This is a genomic window from Microbacterium sp. 16-032 (genome assembly GCF_041079455.1).
Classification (GTDB): Bacteria; Actinomycetota; Actinomycetes; order Actinomycetales; family Microbacteriaceae; genus Microbacterium; species Microbacterium testaceum_A.
Genome location: NZ_JBFYGQ010000004.1, coordinates 343,550 through 362,216, shown reverse-complemented (window position 1 = coordinate 362,216; position 18,667 = coordinate 343,550). Strand labels below are relative to the sequence as shown.

Sequence of the window (18,667 nt, the reverse complement as noted above, 5' to 3'; positions counted from 1 at the left end):
GCGAGGTCAGGCGGTGTGTGCGGGAGTGGAGGGCGTGTGGGCGGCGTCCGTCTGCGCGAACGCGGCCCGCGCCACCGCGCCCGAGGCGACGAGGTCGGTGACCGCCTCGATCTCGGGCGAGACGAAGCGGTCGGGGCCGGGGCCCTCGACCCGCGTACGGAGGAGGTCGCGGACGGCGCCGGTGGCCGCCGCGGGCTGGAGAGGCGCGCGCAGGTCGAGGGCACGGCATCCGGTCAGCACTTCGATCGCCAACACGCGGGCGAGCCCGTCGATCGCGCGACGGAGCTTGCGGGCACCCGCCCACCCCATCGAGACGTGGTCCTCCTGCATGGCGCTCGAGGGGATCGAGTCGACCGAGGCGGGGGCGGCGAGGCGCTTGAGCTCCGATACGATCCCGGCGGCGGCGTACTGCGCGATCATCAGGCCCGAATCGACCCCCACCTCGTCGGCGAGGAAAGGCGGCAGCCCGTTGCTCCGCGCGACGTCGAGAGCGCGGTCGGTGCGGCGCTCCGACATCGAGGCGACGTCGGCGACCGCGATCGCGAGGAAGTCGAGCACGTACGCGACGGGGGCGCCGTGGAAGTTGCCGTTCGACTCGACGCGCCCGTCGACGGTGACGACGGGGTTGTCGACGGCGGATGCCAGCTCGCGCTCGGCGACCTGCGCCGCGTGGGCCATCGTGTCGCGCGCGGCGCCGTGCACCTGGGGCGCGCAGCGCAGGGAGTAGGCATCCTGCACGCGCGTGCACTCGGGCCCGCGGTGGCTCGCGACGATGGGCGAACCGGCGAGGAACGAGCGAAGGTTCGCCGCGGATGCCGCCTGGCCGAGCTGCGGGCGGAGCGCCATCAGGTCGGCCGCGAACACGGCATCCGTCCCCAACTGCGACTCGATCGAGATCGCCGCCGAGACGTCGGCCGTGGTGAGCAGCATCTCGAGGTCGTGCAGGGCCAGCAGCAGCATGCCGAGCATGCCGTCGGTGCCGTTGATGAGGGCGAGGCCCTCCTTCTCGCGCAGGGCGACCGGGGCGATCCCCGCGGCGCCGAGCGCGTCGGCGGCGGATCGCAGATCACCGGCGGCATCGCGCACCTCCCCCTCGCCCATCACCGCGAGGGCCACGTGCGACAGCGGAGCGAGGTCGCCCGAGCAGCCGAGCGAGCCGTACTCGCGCACGACCGGGGTGATCCCGGCGTTCAGCAGGGCGGCGTAGGTCTCGACGACGACCGGTCGCACGCCGGTTCGGCCGGTCGCGAGGGTCTGCAGGCGCAGCAGCATGAGGGCGCGCACGACCTCGCGCTCCACCTCGGAGCCGGTGCCCGCGGCGTGCGAGCGGATGAGGCTCGCCTGCAGCTGGGCGCGCCGGTCCTCGGCGATGAAGGTCGTCGCCAGCGCACCGAAGCCGGTCGAGATGCCGTAATGCGGCTGCGGGTCGTCGGCGAGCGCCTCGATGAGAGCGCGCGTGTCGGCCACGCGCTTCAGAGCGTCGTCGTCCACCGTCACCCGCGCGTCGTGTCGCGCGACGGCGACGACGTCCTGAGGGGTGAGGGGCTGGGATCCGACGGTGACGCTCGTGTTCATACGCCGATTCCATCGTGCGCACTGTCGCGCGACGACCGGGTTCTGGAATCCTGTGTCTGTCATGCCAGACAATCCCCGCCCGCAGGTCCCCGCCGCCGATCAGACGCTGCGAATCCTCTCGCTGCTCGCGCGCCAACCCGGCCCGATGGCCGCGCAGTCGATCTCCACGACCCTCGGCATCCCCCGTTCGAGCGTCTACCACCTGCTCGCCACCCTCGAGCAGCACGGCTACGTCGTGCACCTGCCCGGCGACCGCCGCTGGGGCCTCGGCACCGCGGCGTTCGAGCTCGGCGGCGGCTACGCCCGGCAGCAACCCCTCGCCCGCCTCGGCCGGCCGCTGCTCGCGGGGCTCTCCGACCGGGTCGGCGAATCCGCACACCTCGCCGTGCTGGCCGGACGCGACGTGCTGTACATCGTCGAAGAGCGCGCTCCGCGCCGCCCCGCGCTCGTGACCGACGTGGGCGTGCGCCTGCCCGCGCACCTCACCGCGACGGGTCGGGCGATGCTCGCGGCGCTTCCTCGCGAACAGGTGCGGGCGTTGTTCCCGGATGCCACGGCCCTCACCCAGCGCCACGGCGCGGGCCCCGCGACTCCGCGCGAGCTGCGCGAGGTGCTCCGACTGGTGCGGGCAGACGGCCACGCGAGCGAGAACGGCGAGGTCACGCCCGGATTCCGCTCCGTCGCCGCTGCGGTGCTGGATCACGCCGGGTGGCCCGCCGCGGCCGTGGCGATCACGTGGCCGGCCGACGGCCCGCCGCGCGATGCCGCGGCACTGGCGTCAGCGGCATCCGGAACCGCCGCCGAGCTCGCCCGTCGCATCGGCCGGCACGCCTGACGCGGGTGCCGCCCCGGCGCACCACCGCAGCGCGTCAGCGCACGACCAGCCGCGGCTCCACCAGCACGTGCGCCGCCCCCGCCGTCGGGGCGCGGGGGGCGACGACCGTGCCGTTCTCGCCCATGAGCAGGTCGAGGGCTCCGGATGCCACCTTTTCGGGCAACTGCTCGACGCTCGAGAGGCCGAGCGCCTCCACCGCGGGGGTGTTGTCGAAGCCGATGACCGTGATGTCGGGGCGGCCGGCGAGGGTGACGGCGAGGTGCGCGCCGATCGCGAGCGAATCGCTCGCGCACACGATGCCCGTCACTCCCGGGTCGGCGGCGAGCCCCGCGGCGACGACGTCGCGCGCGGCCGAGACGTTCTCTTCGACGACCCACCGCGGTCCCGAAGCCGCGCTCTCGCGCCAGCCGCGTTCGCGTTCGTCGCCGGTGCCGGATCCGCCCGGCCAGCCGAGGAAGGCGATCTGCGAAGAACCCTGACCGAGCAGGTGCGCGGTCGCGGCGCTCGTGCCGGCCGCTCCGTCCACATCGACCCAGAGGTGTGCGGGGGCTTCGACGTCGTCCTCGCCCCACGGCCGTCCGAACGACACGAACGGCAGGGCGCGCTCGAGCAGCCACCCCGTGCGCGGGTCGCCGTGGAAGGTGCCGGTGATGACGACGGCATCGACCTCTCCCCCCTCGAGCAGGTCGCCGAGGCGCGCGATCTCCTCTTCGGGGGTGCGCGCGGCGTACAGCAGCACGCGCATGTCGCGCTCGCCCGCGCGTTCGGTGAGGGCGTGCACGAAGCGGTCGAGCACGACGCCCGAGATCCCCCCGGCATACGGATCGAGATGGATGCCGATGGTGGAACTCCGACGCGTGCGCAGGCGGCGCGCGGCGGCGTGCGGGCGGTATCCGAGCTCGGCGATCGCGGCTTCGACGCGCAGGCGGGTGGCCTCGCGCACGATGTCGGGGGTGTTCACGACGTTCGAGACGGTCTGCCGCGAGACGCCGGCGACGCGTGCGACGTCGTCGACGGTGGGCGCCTTCGCCATGCCTCGTCTCCCCCGTGCCGTGGCCGGTGCCCAGCGGCATCCGGTTCTTCCGATCCTTCGACGCCTGCGCGTTCCGCGATGACGCGCACGCAGGCCTGATGGTCAGACCGACAGCCTAAGCGGGCGAGCAACCGCTTGACAGGAAACACCGCCGTTCCTTACCGTAGTCGAACCGTCATTTGAACGATCAAAAGAGACGGCCCTCCGAGCACCCGGAGGGGTCGCATGCCTCATCGAAGGAGAGAGACACATGACACGGCACACCGCCCGGAACTGGCTCGCCGCCGGCGCACTACTCGCCACCGGAGCGCTCACGCTCACCGCGTGCGGCTCGGGCTTCAACGACACCCCCGGCGAGTCCCAAGCCTCGGGCTCGGGCACGCTGAGCATCCTCATCGGCTCCTCGGGCGACGCCGAGACCAAGGCCGTCACCGACGCCGTCGCCGCCTGGAGCCAGCAGTCGGGCGTGCAGGCGGAGGTCCAGACCGCCAACGACCTCCCCCAGCAGCTCTCGCAGGGCTTCGCCGCCGGCTCGCCGCCGGACCTCTTCTACCTCGCCCCCGAGGCCCTCGCCGGCTACGCCGCGAACGGCTCGATCGCCGCGTACGGCGACGACCTGGCGAACAAGGATGACTTCTACCCCTCGCTCGTCGACAATTTCACCGTCGACGGGAAGTTCTTCTGCGCGCCCAAGGACTTCTCGACCCTGGCCCTCATCATCAACACCGACCTCTGGTCGGCGGCAGGGCTCACGGATGCCGACGTGCCCACGACCTGGGACCAGTTGGCATCCGTCGCTCAGAAGCTCACCACCGACGGCCGCGTCGGTCTCGCGTTCGGCGCCGAGTACCAGCGCGTGGGCGCCTTCATGGCCGAGGCCGGCGGCGGGCTCGTCACCGACGGCAAGGCCACGGCCGACAGCTCGGCCAACGTCGAGGCGCTGAACTACGTCAAGACGCACCTGAACGACGGCACCTTCGCCTTCGCGTCCGATGTGGGCGCGGGTTGGGGCGGCGAGGCGTTCGGCACCCAGAAGGCCGCGATGGTCATCGAGGGCAACTGGATCACCGGCGCAATGTCGGCCGACTACCCCGGCGTGAAGTACAAGGTCGCCGAGCTGCCCGCGGGCCCCGGCGGCAAGGGCACGCTGCAGTTCACCAACTGCTGGGGCATGGCCGCCGACAGCGGCAACCAGGAGCAGGCACGCTCGCTCGTCGAGTTCCTGACCTCGACCGACCAGCAGCTGGCGTTCTCGAAGGCCTTCGGCCCGATGCCCTCGAGCCAGTCGGCCGCCGACGCGTGGAGCACCGCGAACCCCGACCTCACGGCGTTCCTCTCCGGTGCCGAGTACGCGCAGTTCCCGCCGAACATGGCCGGCGCCGCCGACGTCATCACCGACTTCAACGCTCAGCTGGAGTCCCTGAAGACCGGTGACCCGCAGGCGCTGCTCAAGACGGCGCAATCCAACCTCGAGGCCATCACCAAGTAACCATGAGTGCCCTCACCTCAGCGCCGCGTCGCGCCGGATCCTCCTCCCCGGGGATCCGGCGCGGCGAGGCCGCCGCCGGCTGGCTGTTCACCGCCCCCGTGCTGATCATCCTGGGCGTGTTCCTGCTCGTCCCCGTGCTCATGGCGCTGTGGGTGAGCTTCTCCGACTGGACCGGGCGCGGCAGCCCCTTCTCGTCCAACGTCGGCTTCGTCGGCCTCGACAACTACGCCGCGGTCACCACCGGCGGCGGGCTGGCCGAGCGCGACTTCGGCACGGCGCTGCGCAACAACGCCTGGTACGTGCTGTTGGTCGTGCCGCTGCAGACCGCGCTGTCGCTCTTCCTCGCGGTGCTCGTCAACCGCGCGATCCTGCGCGGACGCGGTCTGTTCCGCACCGCCTTCTACTTCCCCTCGGTCACGAGCTCGGTGGCCATCACCGTGCTGTGGCTCTTCCTCTTCTCGGCATCCGGTGCCGTCAACGAGGTGCTGTCGTGGCTCGGCATCAACGGACCGAACTGGTTCAGCGATCCCTCGGGCGTCGTGCACAACCTCCTTGGCGCGGTCGGCGTCACGAGCGGCCCGGCCTTCCTCACCGGCAACACGATGCTCGGCGTCTCGTGGTGGGACTGGCTCGCCGGACCCTCGGTCGCGATGTCGGCCTTCATCCTCATGGCCGTGTTCACCACCTCGGGCACCTTCATGCTGCTGTTCATCGCGGGCCTCCAGAACATCGGCGCCGACGTGCAGGAGGCCGCGATGATGGACGGCGCGAACGGCTGGCAGCGCTTCTGGCGCGTGACCCTGCCGCAGCTCAAGCCCGTGCTGTTCACGGTGCTGACCCTCGGCCTCATCGGCACGTGGCAGGTGTTCGACCAGATCTACACGGGCACCCAGGGTGGGCCCGGAAAGACGACGCTGACGCCCGCCTACCTCAGCTACTCCTCGGCGTTCCTCTCGCAGCAGTGGGGGCAGGGTGCGGCGATCGCCTTCGTGCTCTTCGTCATCATCGTGGCCCTCACCATCCTGCAGCGCTTCGTGCTGCGCGATCGCCCGGTCTCGCGCCGACGCCTGCGCCAGTACGAGGTGCCTGCGCAGAAGGGAATGCAGCGATGACCGCCACGGCCTCTCCCCCGACCACCGTCCTCGCCGAACAGCGCATCGACGGACCCGTCAAGCCCGCGAAGCACCGCATGTCGGGCAAGGCCCTGCGCTGGCAGATCGGTCTGTACGCCCTGCTGATCGTGCTCGCGGTCATCTACATCTATCCGTTCCTCGTGCAGGTGGCGACGTCGTTCAAGACGGATGCCGCGGCGGCGGCCGACCCGATCTCGCTCGCGCCGCAGCCCTTCACATGGGCGGCCTACGAGCGACTGTTCCTGAACTCCGACTTCCCCGTGTGGTTCGGCAACTCGGTCGTGGTGACCGTATTCGTCACCGCGGGGCGGGTGTTCTTCAACTCCCTCGCCGGGTACGCGCTCGCCCGCCTGCAGTTCCGCGGGCGCGGGATCGTGTTCGCCGCCCTCATCGCGGTGATGGCGGTGCCGACCGTGGTGCTGCTGATCCCCAAGTTCCTCGTCATCAACCAGCTCGGCATCTACGACTCCTACGCGGGCATGATCCTGCCGTTGCTGGTGGATGCCGCGGGCGTGTTCATCATGAAGAACTTCTTCGAGTCGATCCCGCCCTCGGTCGAGGAGCAGGCCCGCATCGATGGAGCCGGCACGTTCCGCATCTTCTGGTCGGTCGTGCTGCCGATGGCGCGGCCCGCGCTCATCACGATCGTGATCCTGTCATTCCAGGGATCGTGGAACGAGCTGAGCCACTTCGTCATCTCCACCCAGTCGCCCGAACTCACCACCCTGACCAAGGGCGTGGCGTCGCTGGCCAGCGGTCAGCTCAGCCAGGGCAGCCAATTCCCCCTCAAACTCGCGGCCGCGGCCATCATGACGATCCCAGTCGCCGTGGTGTTCTTCATCTTCCAGCGCCGCATCATGAACGCCAGCGAAGGAGCCGTCAAAGAATGACCACCGCCCCCACCACCTCGCCTGCCGGGACGACGGTCGACTCCCCTCCCCTGCAACCGCTGCTCAGCGATGCGCTCATCGTTCTGCGGGCCCCCACCCAGGTGTGGTCCGACGGCACGGGCGACATGGGCGCGGGTGCGGTGCACGGCGTCTACCACGGAGACGTGCGACACGTGCGCGCGCTCACCGCCCGCTGCGACGGCTCGCCGATCGAGTGGATCTCGACCGCCCCCGACGGCGCCTCGCGCGTGGTCTTCGCAGGGCTCCTCCGCGGCCTCGACGACACCACCCCCGACCCGAAGGTGCGCCTGCTGCGCGACCGTCGCGTCGACGACGGCGTGGTGAGCGAGTCGTGGACCCTGCACTCACGCGTCGATCAGCCGATCCGCACCACGGTGCGCTTGGCGCTCACTCCTGAGTTCGCGCAGCTGCACGAGGTGAAGTCGGGTCACGCCTCCGCTCGCGACGCCGAGACCGTGATCGAGGGAGAGAAGATCCGTGTGGATGCCGGCGCCCAGGGCCTCGAACTCGTCGCTCCGGGCGCCCGAGTGGCGTCGGCCGATCATGGCCTCGAGGCAGAGTGGGACGTCGAGATCGCCCCCTTCGGCGCCGCCGAGATCGGCTGGACGCTGACGCTGCGCGACGACACGCTCGTCGTGGGCTCGGCGACCGCTCCCGCGCGATGGGATGCCGCGGCCGTCTCCGCCGGCGCCCCCGACCCGCGCCTGTCGCGGTGGCTCCGCACGGCGCTCGACGACCTCGACGCCCTGCGGCTCGTGCTCCCCGATCACCCCGACAACGAGTTCTTCGCCGCGGGGGCGCCGTGGTTCTTCACGCTCTTCGGCCGCGACTCGATCTGGGCCGCGCGACTCGCACTGCCGCTCGACCGCGAGATCGCGGCATCCACCCTGCGCGTTCTCGCCCGTCTGCAGGGCGCCGACGACGACGCGCAGACCGCGCAGGAGCCCGGCAAGATCCTGCACGAGCTACGGGCCTCGGCGCTCGAGATCCCCGGCGAGGGCATCGTGCTGCCGCCGAAGTACTACGGCAGCGTCGACTCGACACCGCTGTGGATCTGCCTGCTCGCCGACACCTGGCGCGCCGGCATGCCCGAGGCCGAGGTGCGGGGGCTTCTCCCGACGCTCCGCGGCGCCCTCGGCTGGATCCGCGACAGCGGCGACAGCGACGGCGACGGCTTCCTCGACTACATCGACCGCATGGGCACGGGCCTATCGAACCAGGGGTGGAAGGACTCGGGCGACTCCATCCAGTGGCGCGACGGCAGTCTCGCCGAGGGTCCGATCGCCCTGTGCGAGGTGCAGGCGTACGCGTACGAGGCCGCCCTGGCCGGAGCCGACCTCCTCGAGGAGTTCGGCGAGGGAGCGGATGCCGATGACGCCGCGTTCTGGCGCTCCTGGGCCGCCGACCTCAAGGAGCGCTTCGCCGCGACGTACTGGGTCGAGACGCCCGAGGGCCGCTACCCCGCCGTCGCGCTCGACCGCGACAAGCGTCCGGTCGACACGCTGACGAGCAACATCGGGCACCTGCTCGGCACCGGCATCCTGTCGGCCGAAGAAGAGGCGCACGTCGCCCAGCTGTTGCTCGGCGAGAGCATGTCGAGTGGATACGGCATTCGCACCATGTCGACCGGCGCCGCCGGGTACTGGCCACTGTCGTACCACGGGGGCAGCGTCTGGGTGCACGACACCGCGATCGCCGCGCACGGCATGCTGCGCGCGGGCCTGCACGACGAGGCGCGGTCCGTGGTCGTCGGTCTGCTGGACGCCGCCGAGGGCTTCGCGTACCGCGTGCCCGAGCTGCACGCGGGCGACCCGCGCACCCACTCGTCGGTGCCGACGCCGTACCCCGCCGCCTGCCGTCCGCAGGCGTGGTCAGCCGCCGCCGCGGTGGTCTGCCTCACAGCCCTCACACCCGCCCCCGGGGTGTGAGCCCGCCGGGCGGCGCCGCCCCGAACCGCCGCCGCCCGGCCCCTCCCTTTTCATGGGGCACGCGACGTGGCCCCGGGGCGCCGAAGATGGCCCCGGGGCCACGGCGAGACGCCGCGCCGGGCCCCCGCTCAGACGACCCGCGTCACCGTCCCGCCGGTCAACCGCACCAGCTCGTCGAACGTCAGCGGGAACACCGTGTGCGGCGTGCCGCCCGCGGCCCAGATCTCGGGGAACGCCGCGAGGTCCTCGTCGACCACCGTCGTCAGGGGCGCGGGGTGCCCGGTCGGCGCCACGCCCCCGATGGGCTGGCCGGTCGCGGCGAGCACCTGCTCGGGGGTCGCCCGGCGGATGCCGCCGCGCCCGAGCCGCTCGGCGAGCGCCGCCGTGTCGACCCGGTGCGCGCCGCTGGTCATGACGAGCAATGGCTCGTCGTCGCTCCAGAACACGAGGCTGTTGGCGATCGCGCCCACCTCGACACCGAGGGCGGCGGCGGCGAGCGCAGCCGTCGACGCGGCACCCGGCAGCACGACGATGCGCCCGGCGATGCCCGCCTCCTCGAGGGCGGCGGCGACCAGGCGACTACGGGCGGAAAGGGCGTCGGTCATGCCCGACAGCCTAGAGCGAGCCCCGCCGCGGGCCGGACGCGAGCGCGGGCCGGCCATGTGCGCTCGCGCGGATCGTGTGGTCTCGGCCGAGGCGCCGCGGGGCCGCTCGCGTGACGCCCGCCGACGGGTCAGAATAGATCCCGGATGCCGCAACGCCGCGGCATCCGCACAGTGCCGCCCACAAGGCGACCGACGACAAGGAACGCGATGACAACCGCTCTGCCCCTGCCCGATTTCACCCACGAACGCGTGGAGGTGATCACGGGGCGACGCAGCGGTCTGTTCGTCGCCGTGGCCCTGCACTCGTCCGTCCTCGGCCCCGCTCTCGGCGGCGCGCGCCTGTGGACCTACCCGTCGTGGACCGACGCGCTCGGCGACGCGCTCCGCCTCTCGGCCGCGATGACGCTCAAGAACGCCGCCGCCGGCCTCGACGCGGGCGGCGGCAAGTCGGTCATCGGACTGCCGGAGGGCGCCGTGCTCGACGCCGACCGGCGCCGCGCCGCGTTCCTCGACCTCGGTGACGCGGTCGAGAGCCTGGGCGGGCTGTACCGCACCGCCGAGGACGTGGGTTCGACCACCGAGGACATGCTCGTCGTCAGCGAGCGCACCGCGCACGTGGTCGGGCTCCCCGACACGGTCGGCGGCTCGGGTGAACCGGCCGGTCCCACGAGCCTCGGCGTGTACGCCTCGCTCGTCGCGACCCTGGAGCGTGCCGTCGGAACCGGCGCCGTGGCCGGGCGCCGCGTCACCATCGCCGGTCTCGGCCAGGTGGGCAGCCGCCTTGCCGAGCGTCTCGCCGGCGAGGGCGCCGTTCTCACCGTCACCGACGTGAATCCCGCCAAGCGCGCTCTCGCGACCGAACTGGGCGCGGCGTGGGTCGAGCCGAGCGAGGCGCACCTCATTCCCGCCGACGTCTTCGTTCCCGCGGGCATCGGCGGGGTGCTCACCGACGACGTGATCGACGCCCTCGACGCCCGCTCCGTCTGCGGTCCCGCCAACAATCCTCTGGCCGACCGCTCCGGCGCCGACCGTCTCGCCGCCCGGGGCATCCTCTACGCGCCCGACTTCGTCGTCAACGCGGGCGGGGTCATCTACCTCGACCTGGTGGCGAAGGAGCGGGGCAGCCTCGACGACATCATGCGGCGCGTCGCCGGCATCGGCGACACCGTCCGCCGCGTCTTCGACGAGGCGGCGAACCGGGGCGTGACCCCGCTCGCGGCAGCAGAGGGACTCGCCGCGGAGCGACTCGCCGCGGGCGCAGGACGCACCGCGCTCGTCTGACCGGAAGGAAAGAAGAACCGGATGCCGCCTCGACGGGGCATCCGGTTCTTCGCGTTCGGGGGTTTAATGCGCGACGTCGGATGCCGCGAGGACAGTAGCGGAAATGCGTCCGCGATCAGTGATCGGGAAACCGTTCTTCTGTTTCCGGGAACGCACGTCGATCACATCTCGGGTCGGAATGGCCCGCCCGCGCGGCATGCGTCGCGGAGGAGACGGAGAAGAACCGACCGGGCGCGCGGCCGTCATGTACGGCCGAAAGGCGTCGCGCAGTTTGTGTGCATTGTCAGAAGACTGATCGATTTCATAGGAACGCCCTTCCAGAGAGAAGGTCACACTCGTTCCTTCTTCGATGACCGAACCGTCGAGGTCGCCGATCGTCTGCCTGATGTGCTTATTCGCCATGTCGCGACCATAAGCCGCCGACGAGGCGCATTCCGGGCTGCGATTTGGGAATTCACCCGCCGACTCGCCCGCTCTCACCGACCCCCGCCCTGCGCGGCGCGTCCGCGAATCCACGCGGGTGACGCAGCACGCGACAAGCGCGGGGGCGAACAGCGTCATCCTCTCGGCCGTCGCATTCACGCCCGGCCGAGAGGAGAACAAACGAGGTTCAGGAATTCGCCTCGGCGTACGCGTCGAGAATCGTCGCGGGAACGCGACCGCGATCGCTCACGGTGTGTCCGTTCGCGCGCGCCCATTCCCGAACGGCACCGAGATCGACGTCGTTCGAGCGGCGAGCAGCACGGGGGCGTCGCGCGGCCGAATTGCCACGGGACACCGAACGAGCGGCATCCACGAACGGGGCGATCGCCGAATAGAACTTGTCCGCATTGCGGTCGGAGAGGTCGATCTCGTAAGCGCGACCTTCGACGGAGAAGGTGATCTGCTTTCCCTGGCCGTCTTCGAGAACAGAGCCGTCGAGGTCGTCGACGAGGTGCGTGATGTGCTTCATAGCCATAATACGAAAAACCTTACACCCGCATTCAATGAATTTCCCGCATTAGTCATCTCTGATAAAGGCGCGGCTGTCGAGCCCTCCCCGAAGATAGGCACCGCGCCCGTCGGGGGACTATCCTCCCTGGGTGGTGTTCGCTCCCTGGACATCGCTCGAGACAGAGGATGCGTCGCGTGAGTCTTTTCCGAACCAAGTCGGTGGAGCAATCCATCGCCGACACCGATGAGCCGGAGTTCCGGCTCAAGAAGTCCCTCAGCGCCGTCGACCTGACCGTCTTCGGTGTCGGCGTCGTGATCGGCGCGGGCATCTTCACCCTGACCGGTCGCGCCGCCAACGAGGTCGCCGGCCCGGCTGTCGTGATCAGCTTCATCATCGCCGCGATCGCGTGCGGTCTCGCGGCCATGTGCTACGCCGAATTCGCCTCCACCGTCCCCGTTTCGGGATCGGCGTACACCTTCTCGTACGCCTCGCTCGGCGAACTCTTCGCGTGGATCATCGGGTGGGATCTCATCCTCGAGATGTTCCTCGGCGCGAGCGTCGTGGCCCAGGGGTGGAGCGCCTACCTCAGCACCTTCCTTCAGCAACTCGGCATCGTCCTGCCCGAGGCGGTGAGTTCCGGCGGTGTCGTCGACGTGCCCGCGATCCTTCTCGTCCTGGTCCTCGGCGGCCTCATGACGGTCGGCATCAAGGAGTCCCTCCGGGTCAACCTCGTGCTGGTGGCCGTGAAGCTCTTCATCGTGCTGTTCGTCATCGTGGCCGGCATCCTCTTCATCAATCCGGCCAACTACACCCCCTTCGTCCCGCCGTCGGTCCCCACCGAGTCGGCCTCCGGCCTCACCCAGCCGCTGTTGCAGTTCCTCTCGGGCCTCGAGCCGGCGACGTTCGGCGTCGGGGGCATCCTCGCCGGTGCGGCCCTGGTGTTCTTCGCCTACATCGGTTTCGATGTCGTGGCGACGACGGCCGAAGAGACCAAGAACCCGCAGCGCGACCTGCCGATCGGCATCATCGCCTCGCTCGTCATCTGCACGATCCTCTACTGCGCCGTCGCCGTGGTCGTGACCGGCATGGTGCCCTTCGACGAGCTGAACCCGAAGGCCGCCCTCGCCGAGGCGTTCGCGTCGCGTGGCCAGACGTGGATGGCGACGGTCATCGCCGCCGGCGCCGTGGCGGGTCTGACCACCGTGGTGCTGACGCTGCTCATCGGCGCGACGCGCATTATCTTCGCGATGTCGCGCGACCGGCTGCTCCCCGGCGCTCTCGCCAAGGTGCACCCGCGTTTCCGCACCCCGTGGGTCATCTCGATCGTGGTGACCGTGATCGTCGCCCTCGTCGCGGGCCTGACCCCCGTCGGCATCCTCGAAGAGATGGTCAACATCGGCACCCTGTCGGCGTTCGTGCTCGTCTCTATCGGCGTGATCGTGCTGCGCCGCAAACGCCCCGACCTCAAGCGCGGATTCCGCGTGCCGTGGAGCCCGGTCCTGCCGATCCTCTCGGCCGCCATCTGCACCTACCTCATGCTCAACCTGTCGGTCGAGACGTGGTTGCGGTTCCTCATCTGGTTGGCCCTGGGCTTTGCGATCTACTTCGCGTACTCGCGCAGCCACGCCCGTGTCGGGACCGGAGCGCCGCTCGACCCGACCAAGCCGAACGTCGTCTCGCCTCCGAAGGAGTGACCCGATAGGACACCGGATGCTACGCCCCCGTCGTTCTCAGGACGCTCGGGGGCGTGGCGCTGCGGGGCGGATGAACATCGCTCTCGTCGCCGTTCGGGTCAAGGTCATCGACGCCATCCGGTACTGAGAACGCAGAGTTGCGCAGCGGGGCTGGGAATGCCCCGCTGCCCGCCGATAGGTTCGAGGAGTGACCGACATCCCTCGTGACGTCCCCCCGCCGTCCGCCCTGCCCGAGGCGGTCGCGCCCCGCGCCTCGACCGACTCCCGCCCGGCGATGCAGGTGACCAGTCTCGCCAAACGCTTCGGTCAGAAGGTCGCGGTCGAAGGCCTCGACCTCGTCGTTCCGACCGGGTCGTTCTACGGCCTGGTCGGCCCCAACGGCGCGGGCAAGACCACCACGCTGTCGATGGCGACGGGACTCCTGAGGCCGGACGCCGGCACGGTCGGCATCCACGGAGTCGACGTCTGGACCCACCCGGTCGAGGCGAAGAAGCTCATCGGCAATCTCGCCGACGGCGTGCGTCTGTTCGACCGGCTGACCGGCGAGCAACTCGTCACCTACACCGGCATGATGTTCGGCCTCACGCGCGAGGAGGTCGGTGCCCGCACGGCCGACCTGCTGCAGATCATGGACCTCACCGAGGCCGCGGGCACGCCCGTCGTCGACTATTCCGCGGGCATGACCAAGAAGGTCGCCCTCGCCTGCGCTCTCGTGCACGCCCCCCGCCTGCTCGTCCTCGACGAACCCTTCGAGTCCGTCGACCCCGTGTCGGCGGCCAACATCGAAGACATCCTGCGCGGCTACACCGCCTCGGGCGGCACGGTCATCGTCTCGAGCCACTCGATGGACCTCGTGCAACGCATGTGCGACCACGTCGCCATCATCGCGCAGGGCCGATTGCTGGCCTCCGGGACCGTCGACGAGGTCCGCGGGGGACAGACCCTTCAGGACCGCTTCGTCGAGCTGGTCGGCGGGCGCCACCACGCGGAGGGGCCGCAGTGGTTGCGACAGTCCTGAAGATCCGGTTCCGCGTGCTGGGCAACACCCTGTCGCGGAGCCCCATGCAGTTGGTCGGCTTCATCTTCGGCGTCATCGGTGCGGTCTGGATGCTGTTCCTCGCGGGCGTCGGCCTCTTCTTCGTCGGAACGCTCGACCTCGACATCGCGCGTGCCGTCATCACCTTGGCGGGCGCGGTGCTGACCCTCGGGTGGGTGGTGGGACCGATCTTCGCCGCGGGGCTCGACACCACCCTCGATCCCGCGAAGCTCGCACCGTTCCCGATGACGACCCGGCAGATGATGGTCGCGATCACCGCGGGTGGGCTCACGGGCGTGCCCGGGATCACCACCGCGATCGGATCCCTCGCCGTGTTCCTCGTCTGGGCCCGCTACCCGGCCGCGGCCGTGGCCGCCGTCGTGTGCGTCCCCCTCGGCGTGGTGATCTGCGTCGTCGCGTCGCGCGCGGTGGCCGCTCTCGCCGCGGGCATCGGCGGGGGCCGCCGCACGCGCGAGGTCGTGGGTCTGGTCGGGTTTGCCCTCGTCATCTTCGCGAGTCCGCTCTTCATCGGGGTCACGAACCTGCTGTTCTCGGCGAGCGAGCAGGGGGCGCAGCTGCAAACCGTCGTCTCGGCGCTGTCGTGGACCCCGGTCGCCGCGGCGTGGGCCGTTCCGGGCGACCTCGCCGCGGGGGCGTGGATCACGGGGCTCCTCAAGCTCGTCATCGCGGCCGCCACCCTCGCGCTGCTGTGGGTGCTCTGGCGGCGGAGCCTGGCGGCATCCCTCGTCGGTCCTCCGGCACGCGTGGCCACGCGTCGCCGGTCCGGATCGCTGGGGTGGTTCGGCGTCATGCCCTCGAGTCCCGTCGGGGCGACCTGGGCGCGCTCACTCACGTCGTGGACGCGGGACTTCCGGTATCTGCGGCAGTTGCTGCTGATCCCGTTCGCCCCCGTCCTCGTTCTCGTCTACTCGCGCGGCGATCTCGACGGGCCGTTCTTCGCGGCCTCGGGCCTGCTGGTCGGATTCTTCGCCGGCATCCTGGCGTACACCGACGTGTCGTATGACGGCACCGCCTTCGCCACGGTGATGCAGACCGGTATCCGCGGGCGCGCCGACCGTCTCGGGCGCATGCTCGGATCGGCGACCGTGAGCATCCCGCTCGTGCTGCTCGCCGATGTCGTGACGCTGGGGATCGTCGGCAGGGGGGAGCTGCTCCCCGCGGTCATCGGCGGCTCGATGGGCCTCACGCTGGTCGGCCTCGGTGTCAGTGCCGTGAGCTCGGCCCTGCTCGTCGTTCCCACGCCCGCCCCCGGCGACTCGCCCTTCAAGCGCGTGCCCGGGTCGACGTTCACGATGTTCCTGGCGTTCTTCCTGTGCTGGGCTCTCGTCGCCGTGCTGGCGCTGCCCGCCGTGATCCCCGCCGTGATGGCCGTCTTCTTCGGAGTGACGGGCGCCGGATGGGTCTCGCTCGCGATCGGACTGCTCTGGGGCGCGATCGTCTTCGCGGGCGGCGTGTTCATCGGCGGCAAGCGTTTCGATGCGGGAGCCCCGACGTTGCTCGCTCAGCTGCGGGCGTTCCAGGGCGCCTGACGACCGGATGCCACGTGCCGGGCGCGGCGGGCGATCACCGGGCGTAGGGGTGATCGAAGACGAACCCCGGGACCGCCGCGGGATCCAGCACCAGCACCTGACCGGGTTGGATGGCGGTGCTGCCCGGGATGCCGTTGAGCGTGGTGAGGGACATGCCGTTCCAGATGCAGAACCGGTCGCCGATCGCCGTGGGGACATCGCCCGGGGCGACCGTGTAGGTGGCGATCCGCCCGTCATCGGCGAACGCGGGGGTCCCCGCCGCGAACTCCCTCACGCCCGTGTCGACGAGCTTGCCGAACAGGCTTGCGGTGGGCGCCTGACCGTCCTGACTGCCCATGTGGATGTAGGCGGATTCCGCGCAGTCGCCGAAGCCGCCACCGGGAATGTACGTACCGTTCCCGACGTGGACGTACCCCTCGGGAGGCCCGTAGGGATCGACCGGCGCTGCGGATGCCGACGGCGTCGACGGATCGCTCGGAGTCGACTCCAGCGACGAGGTGAGGCCCGCGGCCACTGAGGCGACCGTCCCCAGCGGCGCGAAGGCTGGCACCGTCAACGCCGCCAGCCCCACGACCACCGCTCCGCACACGACACCGGCGATGACCTTGGCGGCGGATGGCTTCATGGTCTCGAGCATGGCAGGCGGCGGCGTCGGGCGCCATCGCGTCGGGGCGTGGTTCGTGCGGTGGCCGCGCGGCGTTGAACCCGAGACGGTTCCCCGGAAGAATCCTCGTGTGGCTGGACGAGAGACGGGGGCGGACCCCGAACGAGCGGTGTGGATCACGGGCCAGTACGGCGACATGTTCGAGGGCGACGAAGCGACTCTCGAGGTGTTCCTGACAGTGTTCGCCGAGCTCGACCCCACTGACGAGGAGCATTGCGCCTTGTCCGTGACAGACTCAGGCGGCTGGAACCTAGCCGTCTATCGCGATTTCGTCGTCTTCGAGAACCTGGAGGGTGACGAGGTCGGGCAGATCGCCGACCCGACGGACGACCAGGTGCGGACGATCGCCGCCGAGTTCCTCGCGGGAGACTTCTCCGCGCTGGCCGCTCACGCCTGGCGAGCGTAACGGTGGTCGACGACTACGCGGCTCTCGCGAACTCGCTCGCCGGTTTCGGGCGAACAGGCCTCGACCCGAACGTCGGAACGTACAGTACGGCGGAGTCGGGTCACCGCGTGGGCGGCTTCTCGGTAGCGGACTGTCCCGACGAAGGCCTGACGTCATGGAGCACTCTTGGCACCAACCGCATCGACACCGGCTATCGAACGGCATCCGGAAAGATGGTCACTGCGGAATTCGTCGGCTGCGCGGGCAGCGGATGGGATCGGTTCGGAACCGCGCTCGCCTTCTGCACGTTCTTCGTCGCCGACGGCGGTCCCTCGCGGTACGGGACCGTGGTCCGCGGGGCGTTCCAGCATGCCGGCGAGGGCGTGAGCACCCCACACGGGTTCATCGTGGCCCCCTTCTGCTGGCCCGAGACCTTCCCTTCCGTCGAAGACGACGACACGTACACGGTCTGGCTGCAACTGGTCCCGATCACTGCGGCAGAGGCGCTCCACGCAGAACAGCATGGCGGGGACGCGCTCGAGAACGTCTTCGAGGAGCGTCAGCCCGATCTCTTCGACTTGCGCCGTACGAGCCTGTTGTAGCCGGCTCCGTGGGGTGCGGCGTGGATGCTCGCCAGCGCCACCCCGACAGTCGGGCGGGGAGCGACCGACGTTCCGACCCTGGCTGCACAGCCGGCGCAACCCCCACGGATTCTTGGTCTTCCCTTGGCGGGGCTGCGTTAGCGTCGCCCTGCACGCGACCCCGTGCGTCTGCGCCCGCTCGTTCGACCTGGAGAAAGCACCTGCCGTGAACACCCACTCCGTCGCCATGGCGACCGGGATCCTGCCCGACGCGGCGTCGATCCTCCACGCGTTCGGACCGTGGGTGCTCGGCGGCATCGCGCTGCTCATCTTCATCGAGTCGGGCGTGCTGTTCCCGTTCCTGCCCGGCGACTCCCTGCTGGTCACCGCGGCGGTGCTGGCCGGCCCTCTCGGCATCCAGCCCTGGCAGGTGCTGCTGGTCGGCATCCCCGCCGCGATCCTGGGCGATCAAGTCGGATACTGGCTCGGTCGACGCTTCGGACGCCGCCTCTTCCGCGAAGACGCGCGCGTGCTGCGCCCCGAACGTCTGCACGATGCCGAGCGTTTCTTCACCCGGTACGGCGGCGGCTCCCTCGTGCTCGGACGCTTCGTGCCGATCGTGCGGACGTACGTGCCGGTGGCAGCCGGGACCGCGCATATGCACTATCGCCGGTTCCTCGTGTGGAACACCCTGGGCGCCACGCTCTGGGTCGTGGCCATGACCCTCATCGGTCTGCTTCTGGGCGGCATCCCGTTCATCGTCGACAACATCGACGTCCTCATGATCGTGATCGTGCTCATCTCGGTACTACCCGTGATCATCGCGATCGTCCGCAAGACGGTCGCCTCTCGCCGGGCACGCGCCGCGGCGGAGGCCGACTGAATCGGAGACGTCCATCGGACGAGGGGCCGAGGGCATCCGAGCCCGTGCTCCTCACCGCCGTGCGGAAGAAGCCCGAGGGCGCAGGCCTACAGCGCTAAGGTGCGCACATCCCCGAAGAGTCCGGCGACAAACGAAGAAGGCCCCCGCTGA

Annotated in this window: 18 protein-coding genes; 12 read left to right on the top strand and 6 right to left on the bottom strand. The window is 70.4% G+C overall.

Annotation, left to right across the window (positions count from 1 at the left end):
* Positions 1–6: 6 nt before the first annotated feature.
* A complete protein-coding gene (gene hutH / locus AB6V31_RS10485) occupies positions 7–1,575 on the bottom strand; it encodes a histidine ammonia-lyase (protein ID WP_369365502.1) in 1,569 nt (522 codons plus the stop codon).
* Positions 1,576–1,636: 61 nt separating this feature from the next.
* On the opposite strand from hutH, the gene AB6V31_RS10480 reads away from it, so the two are divergent.
* Complete coding sequence (locus AB6V31_RS10480; RefSeq protein ID WP_268104349.1) at positions 1,637–2,410, top strand: IclR family transcriptional regulator; 774 nt, start codon at positions 1,637–1,639, stop codon at positions 2,408–2,410.
* A 34-nt stretch (positions 2,411–2,444) separates the two neighbouring features.
* Here AB6V31_RS10480 and AB6V31_RS10475 read toward each other — a convergent pair whose 3' ends face one another.
* A complete protein-coding gene (locus AB6V31_RS10475) occupies positions 2,445–3,443 on the bottom strand; it encodes a LacI family DNA-binding transcriptional regulator (protein WP_268104350.1) in 999 nt (332 codons plus the stop codon).
* A gap of 250 nt (positions 3,444–3,693) precedes the next feature.
* Here AB6V31_RS10475 and AB6V31_RS10470 point away from each other — a divergent pair, with 250 nt between their 5' ends.
* From AB6V31_RS10470 to AB6V31_RS10455, 4 genes are all read left to right on the top strand, one after another.
* Positions 3,694–4,932 carry an extracellular solute-binding protein gene (locus AB6V31_RS10470; protein WP_369365499.1) on the top strand — a complete coding sequence of 413 codons (1,239 nt, stop codon included), beginning with the start codon at positions 3,694–3,696 and terminating at the stop codon, positions 4,930–4,932.
* A 2-nt stretch (positions 4,933–4,934) separates the two neighbouring features.
* Positions 4,935–6,044 (top strand): carbohydrate ABC transporter permease, encoded by a 1,110-nt coding sequence (locus AB6V31_RS10465; protein ID WP_074696704.1) that lies wholly within the window; start codon positions 4,935–4,937, stop codon positions 6,042–6,044.
* A 77-nt stretch (positions 6,045–6,121) separates the two neighbouring features.
* Positions 6,122–6,955, top strand: coding sequence for a carbohydrate ABC transporter permease (locus AB6V31_RS10460; protein WP_369365716.1), 834 nt, complete (start codon positions 6,122–6,124; stop codon positions 6,953–6,955).
* On the top strand, positions 6,952–8,904 hold the full coding sequence (locus AB6V31_RS10455) for a glycogen debranching N-terminal domain-containing protein (protein ID WP_369365497.1): 1,953 nt from the start codon (positions 6,952–6,954) through the stop codon (positions 8,902–8,904). The genes AB6V31_RS10460 and AB6V31_RS10455 overlap by 4 nt, the downstream gene beginning before the upstream one ends.
* Before the next feature lie 128 nt (positions 8,905–9,032).
* Here AB6V31_RS10455 and AB6V31_RS10450 read toward each other — a convergent pair whose 3' ends face one another.
* Entirely contained in the window at positions 9,033–9,509 is a 477-nt protein-coding gene (locus AB6V31_RS10450) for a YbaK/EbsC family protein (protein WP_369365495.1), read from the bottom strand.
* A gap of 207 nt (positions 9,510–9,716) precedes the next feature.
* On the opposite strand from AB6V31_RS10450, the gene AB6V31_RS10445 reads away from it, so the two are divergent.
* Positions 9,717–10,790, top strand: coding sequence for a Glu/Leu/Phe/Val dehydrogenase dimerization domain-containing protein (locus tag AB6V31_RS10445; RefSeq protein WP_369365493.1), 1,074 nt, complete (start codon positions 9,717–9,719; stop codon positions 10,788–10,790).
* Positions 10,791–10,853: 63 nt separating this feature from the next.
* Here the strand turns inward: AB6V31_RS10445 and AB6V31_RS10440 are convergent, their stop codons facing one another.
* Together AB6V31_RS10440 and AB6V31_RS10435 are read right to left on the bottom strand one after the other, a co-directional pair.
* Positions 10,854–11,192: an Lsr2 family protein gene (locus AB6V31_RS10440; RefSeq protein ID WP_369365491.1), complete on the bottom strand. Its 339-nt coding sequence runs from the start codon at positions 11,190–11,192 to the stop codon at positions 10,854–10,856.
* Between the two features lie 208 nt (positions 11,193–11,400).
* Complete coding sequence (locus tag AB6V31_RS10435) at positions 11,401–11,748, bottom strand: Lsr2 family protein (protein ID WP_144785634.1); 348 nt, start codon at positions 11,746–11,748, stop codon at positions 11,401–11,403.
* Between the two features lie 170 nt (positions 11,749–11,918).
* On the opposite strand from AB6V31_RS10435, the gene AB6V31_RS10430 reads away from it, so the two are divergent.
* The 3 genes from AB6V31_RS10430 (at position 11,919) to AB6V31_RS10420 (ending at position 16,004) form a co-directional block, all read left to right on the top strand.
* Entirely contained in the window at positions 11,919–13,418 is a 1,500-nt protein-coding gene (locus AB6V31_RS10430) for an amino acid permease (protein WP_074696840.1), read from the top strand.
* Positions 13,419–13,692: 274 nt separating this feature from the next.
* Positions 13,693–14,436, top strand: coding sequence for an ABC transporter ATP-binding protein (locus AB6V31_RS10425; protein ID WP_369365713.1), 744 nt, complete (start codon positions 13,693–13,695; stop codon positions 14,434–14,436).
* Positions 14,418–16,004 carry a hypothetical protein gene (locus AB6V31_RS10420; RefSeq protein ID WP_369365488.1) on the top strand — a complete coding sequence of 529 codons (1,587 nt, stop codon included), beginning with the start codon at positions 14,418–14,420 and terminating at the stop codon, positions 16,002–16,004. The genes AB6V31_RS10425 and AB6V31_RS10420 overlap by 19 nt, the downstream gene beginning before the upstream one ends.
* 34 nt (positions 16,005–16,038) lie before the next feature.
* On the opposite strand, the gene AB6V31_RS10415 is transcribed toward AB6V31_RS10420, so the two are convergent.
* The gene (locus tag AB6V31_RS10415; protein WP_369365486.1) at positions 16,039–16,629 is read right to left on the bottom strand and encodes a LysM domain-containing protein; all 591 of its coding nucleotides are present in this window, start codon (positions 16,627–16,629) and stop codon (positions 16,039–16,041) included.
* 109 nt (positions 16,630–16,738) lie between these two features.
* On the opposite strand from AB6V31_RS10415, the gene AB6V31_RS10410 reads away from it, so the two are divergent.
* From AB6V31_RS10410 to AB6V31_RS10400, 3 genes are all read left to right on the top strand, one after another.
* Positions 16,739–17,074: a hypothetical protein gene (locus AB6V31_RS10410; protein WP_268104360.1), complete on the top strand. Its 336-nt coding sequence runs from the start codon at positions 16,739–16,741 to the stop codon at positions 17,072–17,074.
* A 2-nt stretch (positions 17,075–17,076) separates the two neighbouring features.
* Positions 17,077–17,655 carry a suppressor of fused domain protein gene (locus tag AB6V31_RS10405; RefSeq protein WP_369365483.1) on the top strand — a complete coding sequence of 193 codons (579 nt, stop codon included), beginning with the start codon at positions 17,077–17,079 and terminating at the stop codon, positions 17,653–17,655.
* 226 nt (positions 17,656–17,881) lie between these two features.
* Entirely contained in the window at positions 17,882–18,517 is a 636-nt protein-coding gene (locus tag AB6V31_RS10400; RefSeq protein WP_074696836.1) for a DedA family protein, read from the top strand.
* The last annotated feature ends 150 nt before the right edge of the window (positions 18,518–18,667 follow it).

Excerpts from the sequence above, each read along its gene's own strand:
- AB6V31_RS10440 (WP_369365491.1), bottom strand. The coding sequence starts at position 11,192 with ATGGCGAATAAGCACATCAGGCAGACGATCGGCGACCTCGACGGTTCG.
- AB6V31_RS10480 (WP_268104349.1), top strand. The coding sequence starts at position 1,637 with ATGCCAGACAATCCCCGCCCGCAGGTCCCCGCCGCCGATCAGACGCTG.
- AB6V31_RS10455 (WP_369365497.1), top strand. The coding sequence starts at position 6,952 with ATGACCACCGCCCCCACCACCTCGCCTGCCGGGACGACGGTCGACTCC.
- AB6V31_RS10415 (WP_369365486.1), bottom strand. The coding sequence starts at position 16,629 with ATGAAGCCATCCGCCGCCAAGGTCATCGCCGGTGTCGTGTGCGGAGCG.
- AB6V31_RS10465 (WP_074696704.1), top strand. The coding sequence starts at position 4,935 with ATGAGTGCCCTCACCTCAGCGCCGCGTCGCGCCGGATCCTCCTCCCCG.
- AB6V31_RS10450 (WP_369365495.1), bottom strand. The coding sequence starts at position 9,509 with ATGACCGACGCCCTTTCCGCCCGTAGTCGCCTGGTCGCCGCCGCCCTC.
- hutH (WP_369365502.1), bottom strand. The coding sequence starts at position 1,575 with ATGAACACGAGCGTCACCGTCGGATCCCAGCCCCTCACCCCTCAGGAC.
- AB6V31_RS10475 (WP_268104350.1), bottom strand. The coding sequence starts at position 3,443 with ATGGCGAAGGCGCCCACCGTCGACGACGTCGCACGCGTCGCCGGCGTC.
- AB6V31_RS10400 (WP_074696836.1), top strand. The coding sequence starts at position 17,882 with ATGGCGACCGGGATCCTGCCCGACGCGGCGTCGATCCTCCACGCGTTC.
- AB6V31_RS10460 (WP_369365716.1), top strand. The coding sequence starts at position 6,122 with ATGTCGGGCAAGGCCCTGCGCTGGCAGATCGGTCTGTACGCCCTGCTG.
- AB6V31_RS10425 (WP_369365713.1), top strand. The coding sequence starts at position 13,693 with ATGCAGGTGACCAGTCTCGCCAAACGCTTCGGTCAGAAGGTCGCGGTC.
- AB6V31_RS10470 (WP_369365499.1), top strand. The coding sequence starts at position 3,694 with ATGACACGGCACACCGCCCGGAACTGGCTCGCCGCCGGCGCACTACTC.
- AB6V31_RS10445 (WP_369365493.1), top strand. The coding sequence starts at position 9,717 with ATGACAACCGCTCTGCCCCTGCCCGATTTCACCCACGAACGCGTGGAG.
- AB6V31_RS10435 (WP_144785634.1), bottom strand. The coding sequence starts at position 11,748 with ATGGCTATGAAGCACATCACGCACCTCGTCGACGACCTCGACGGCTCT.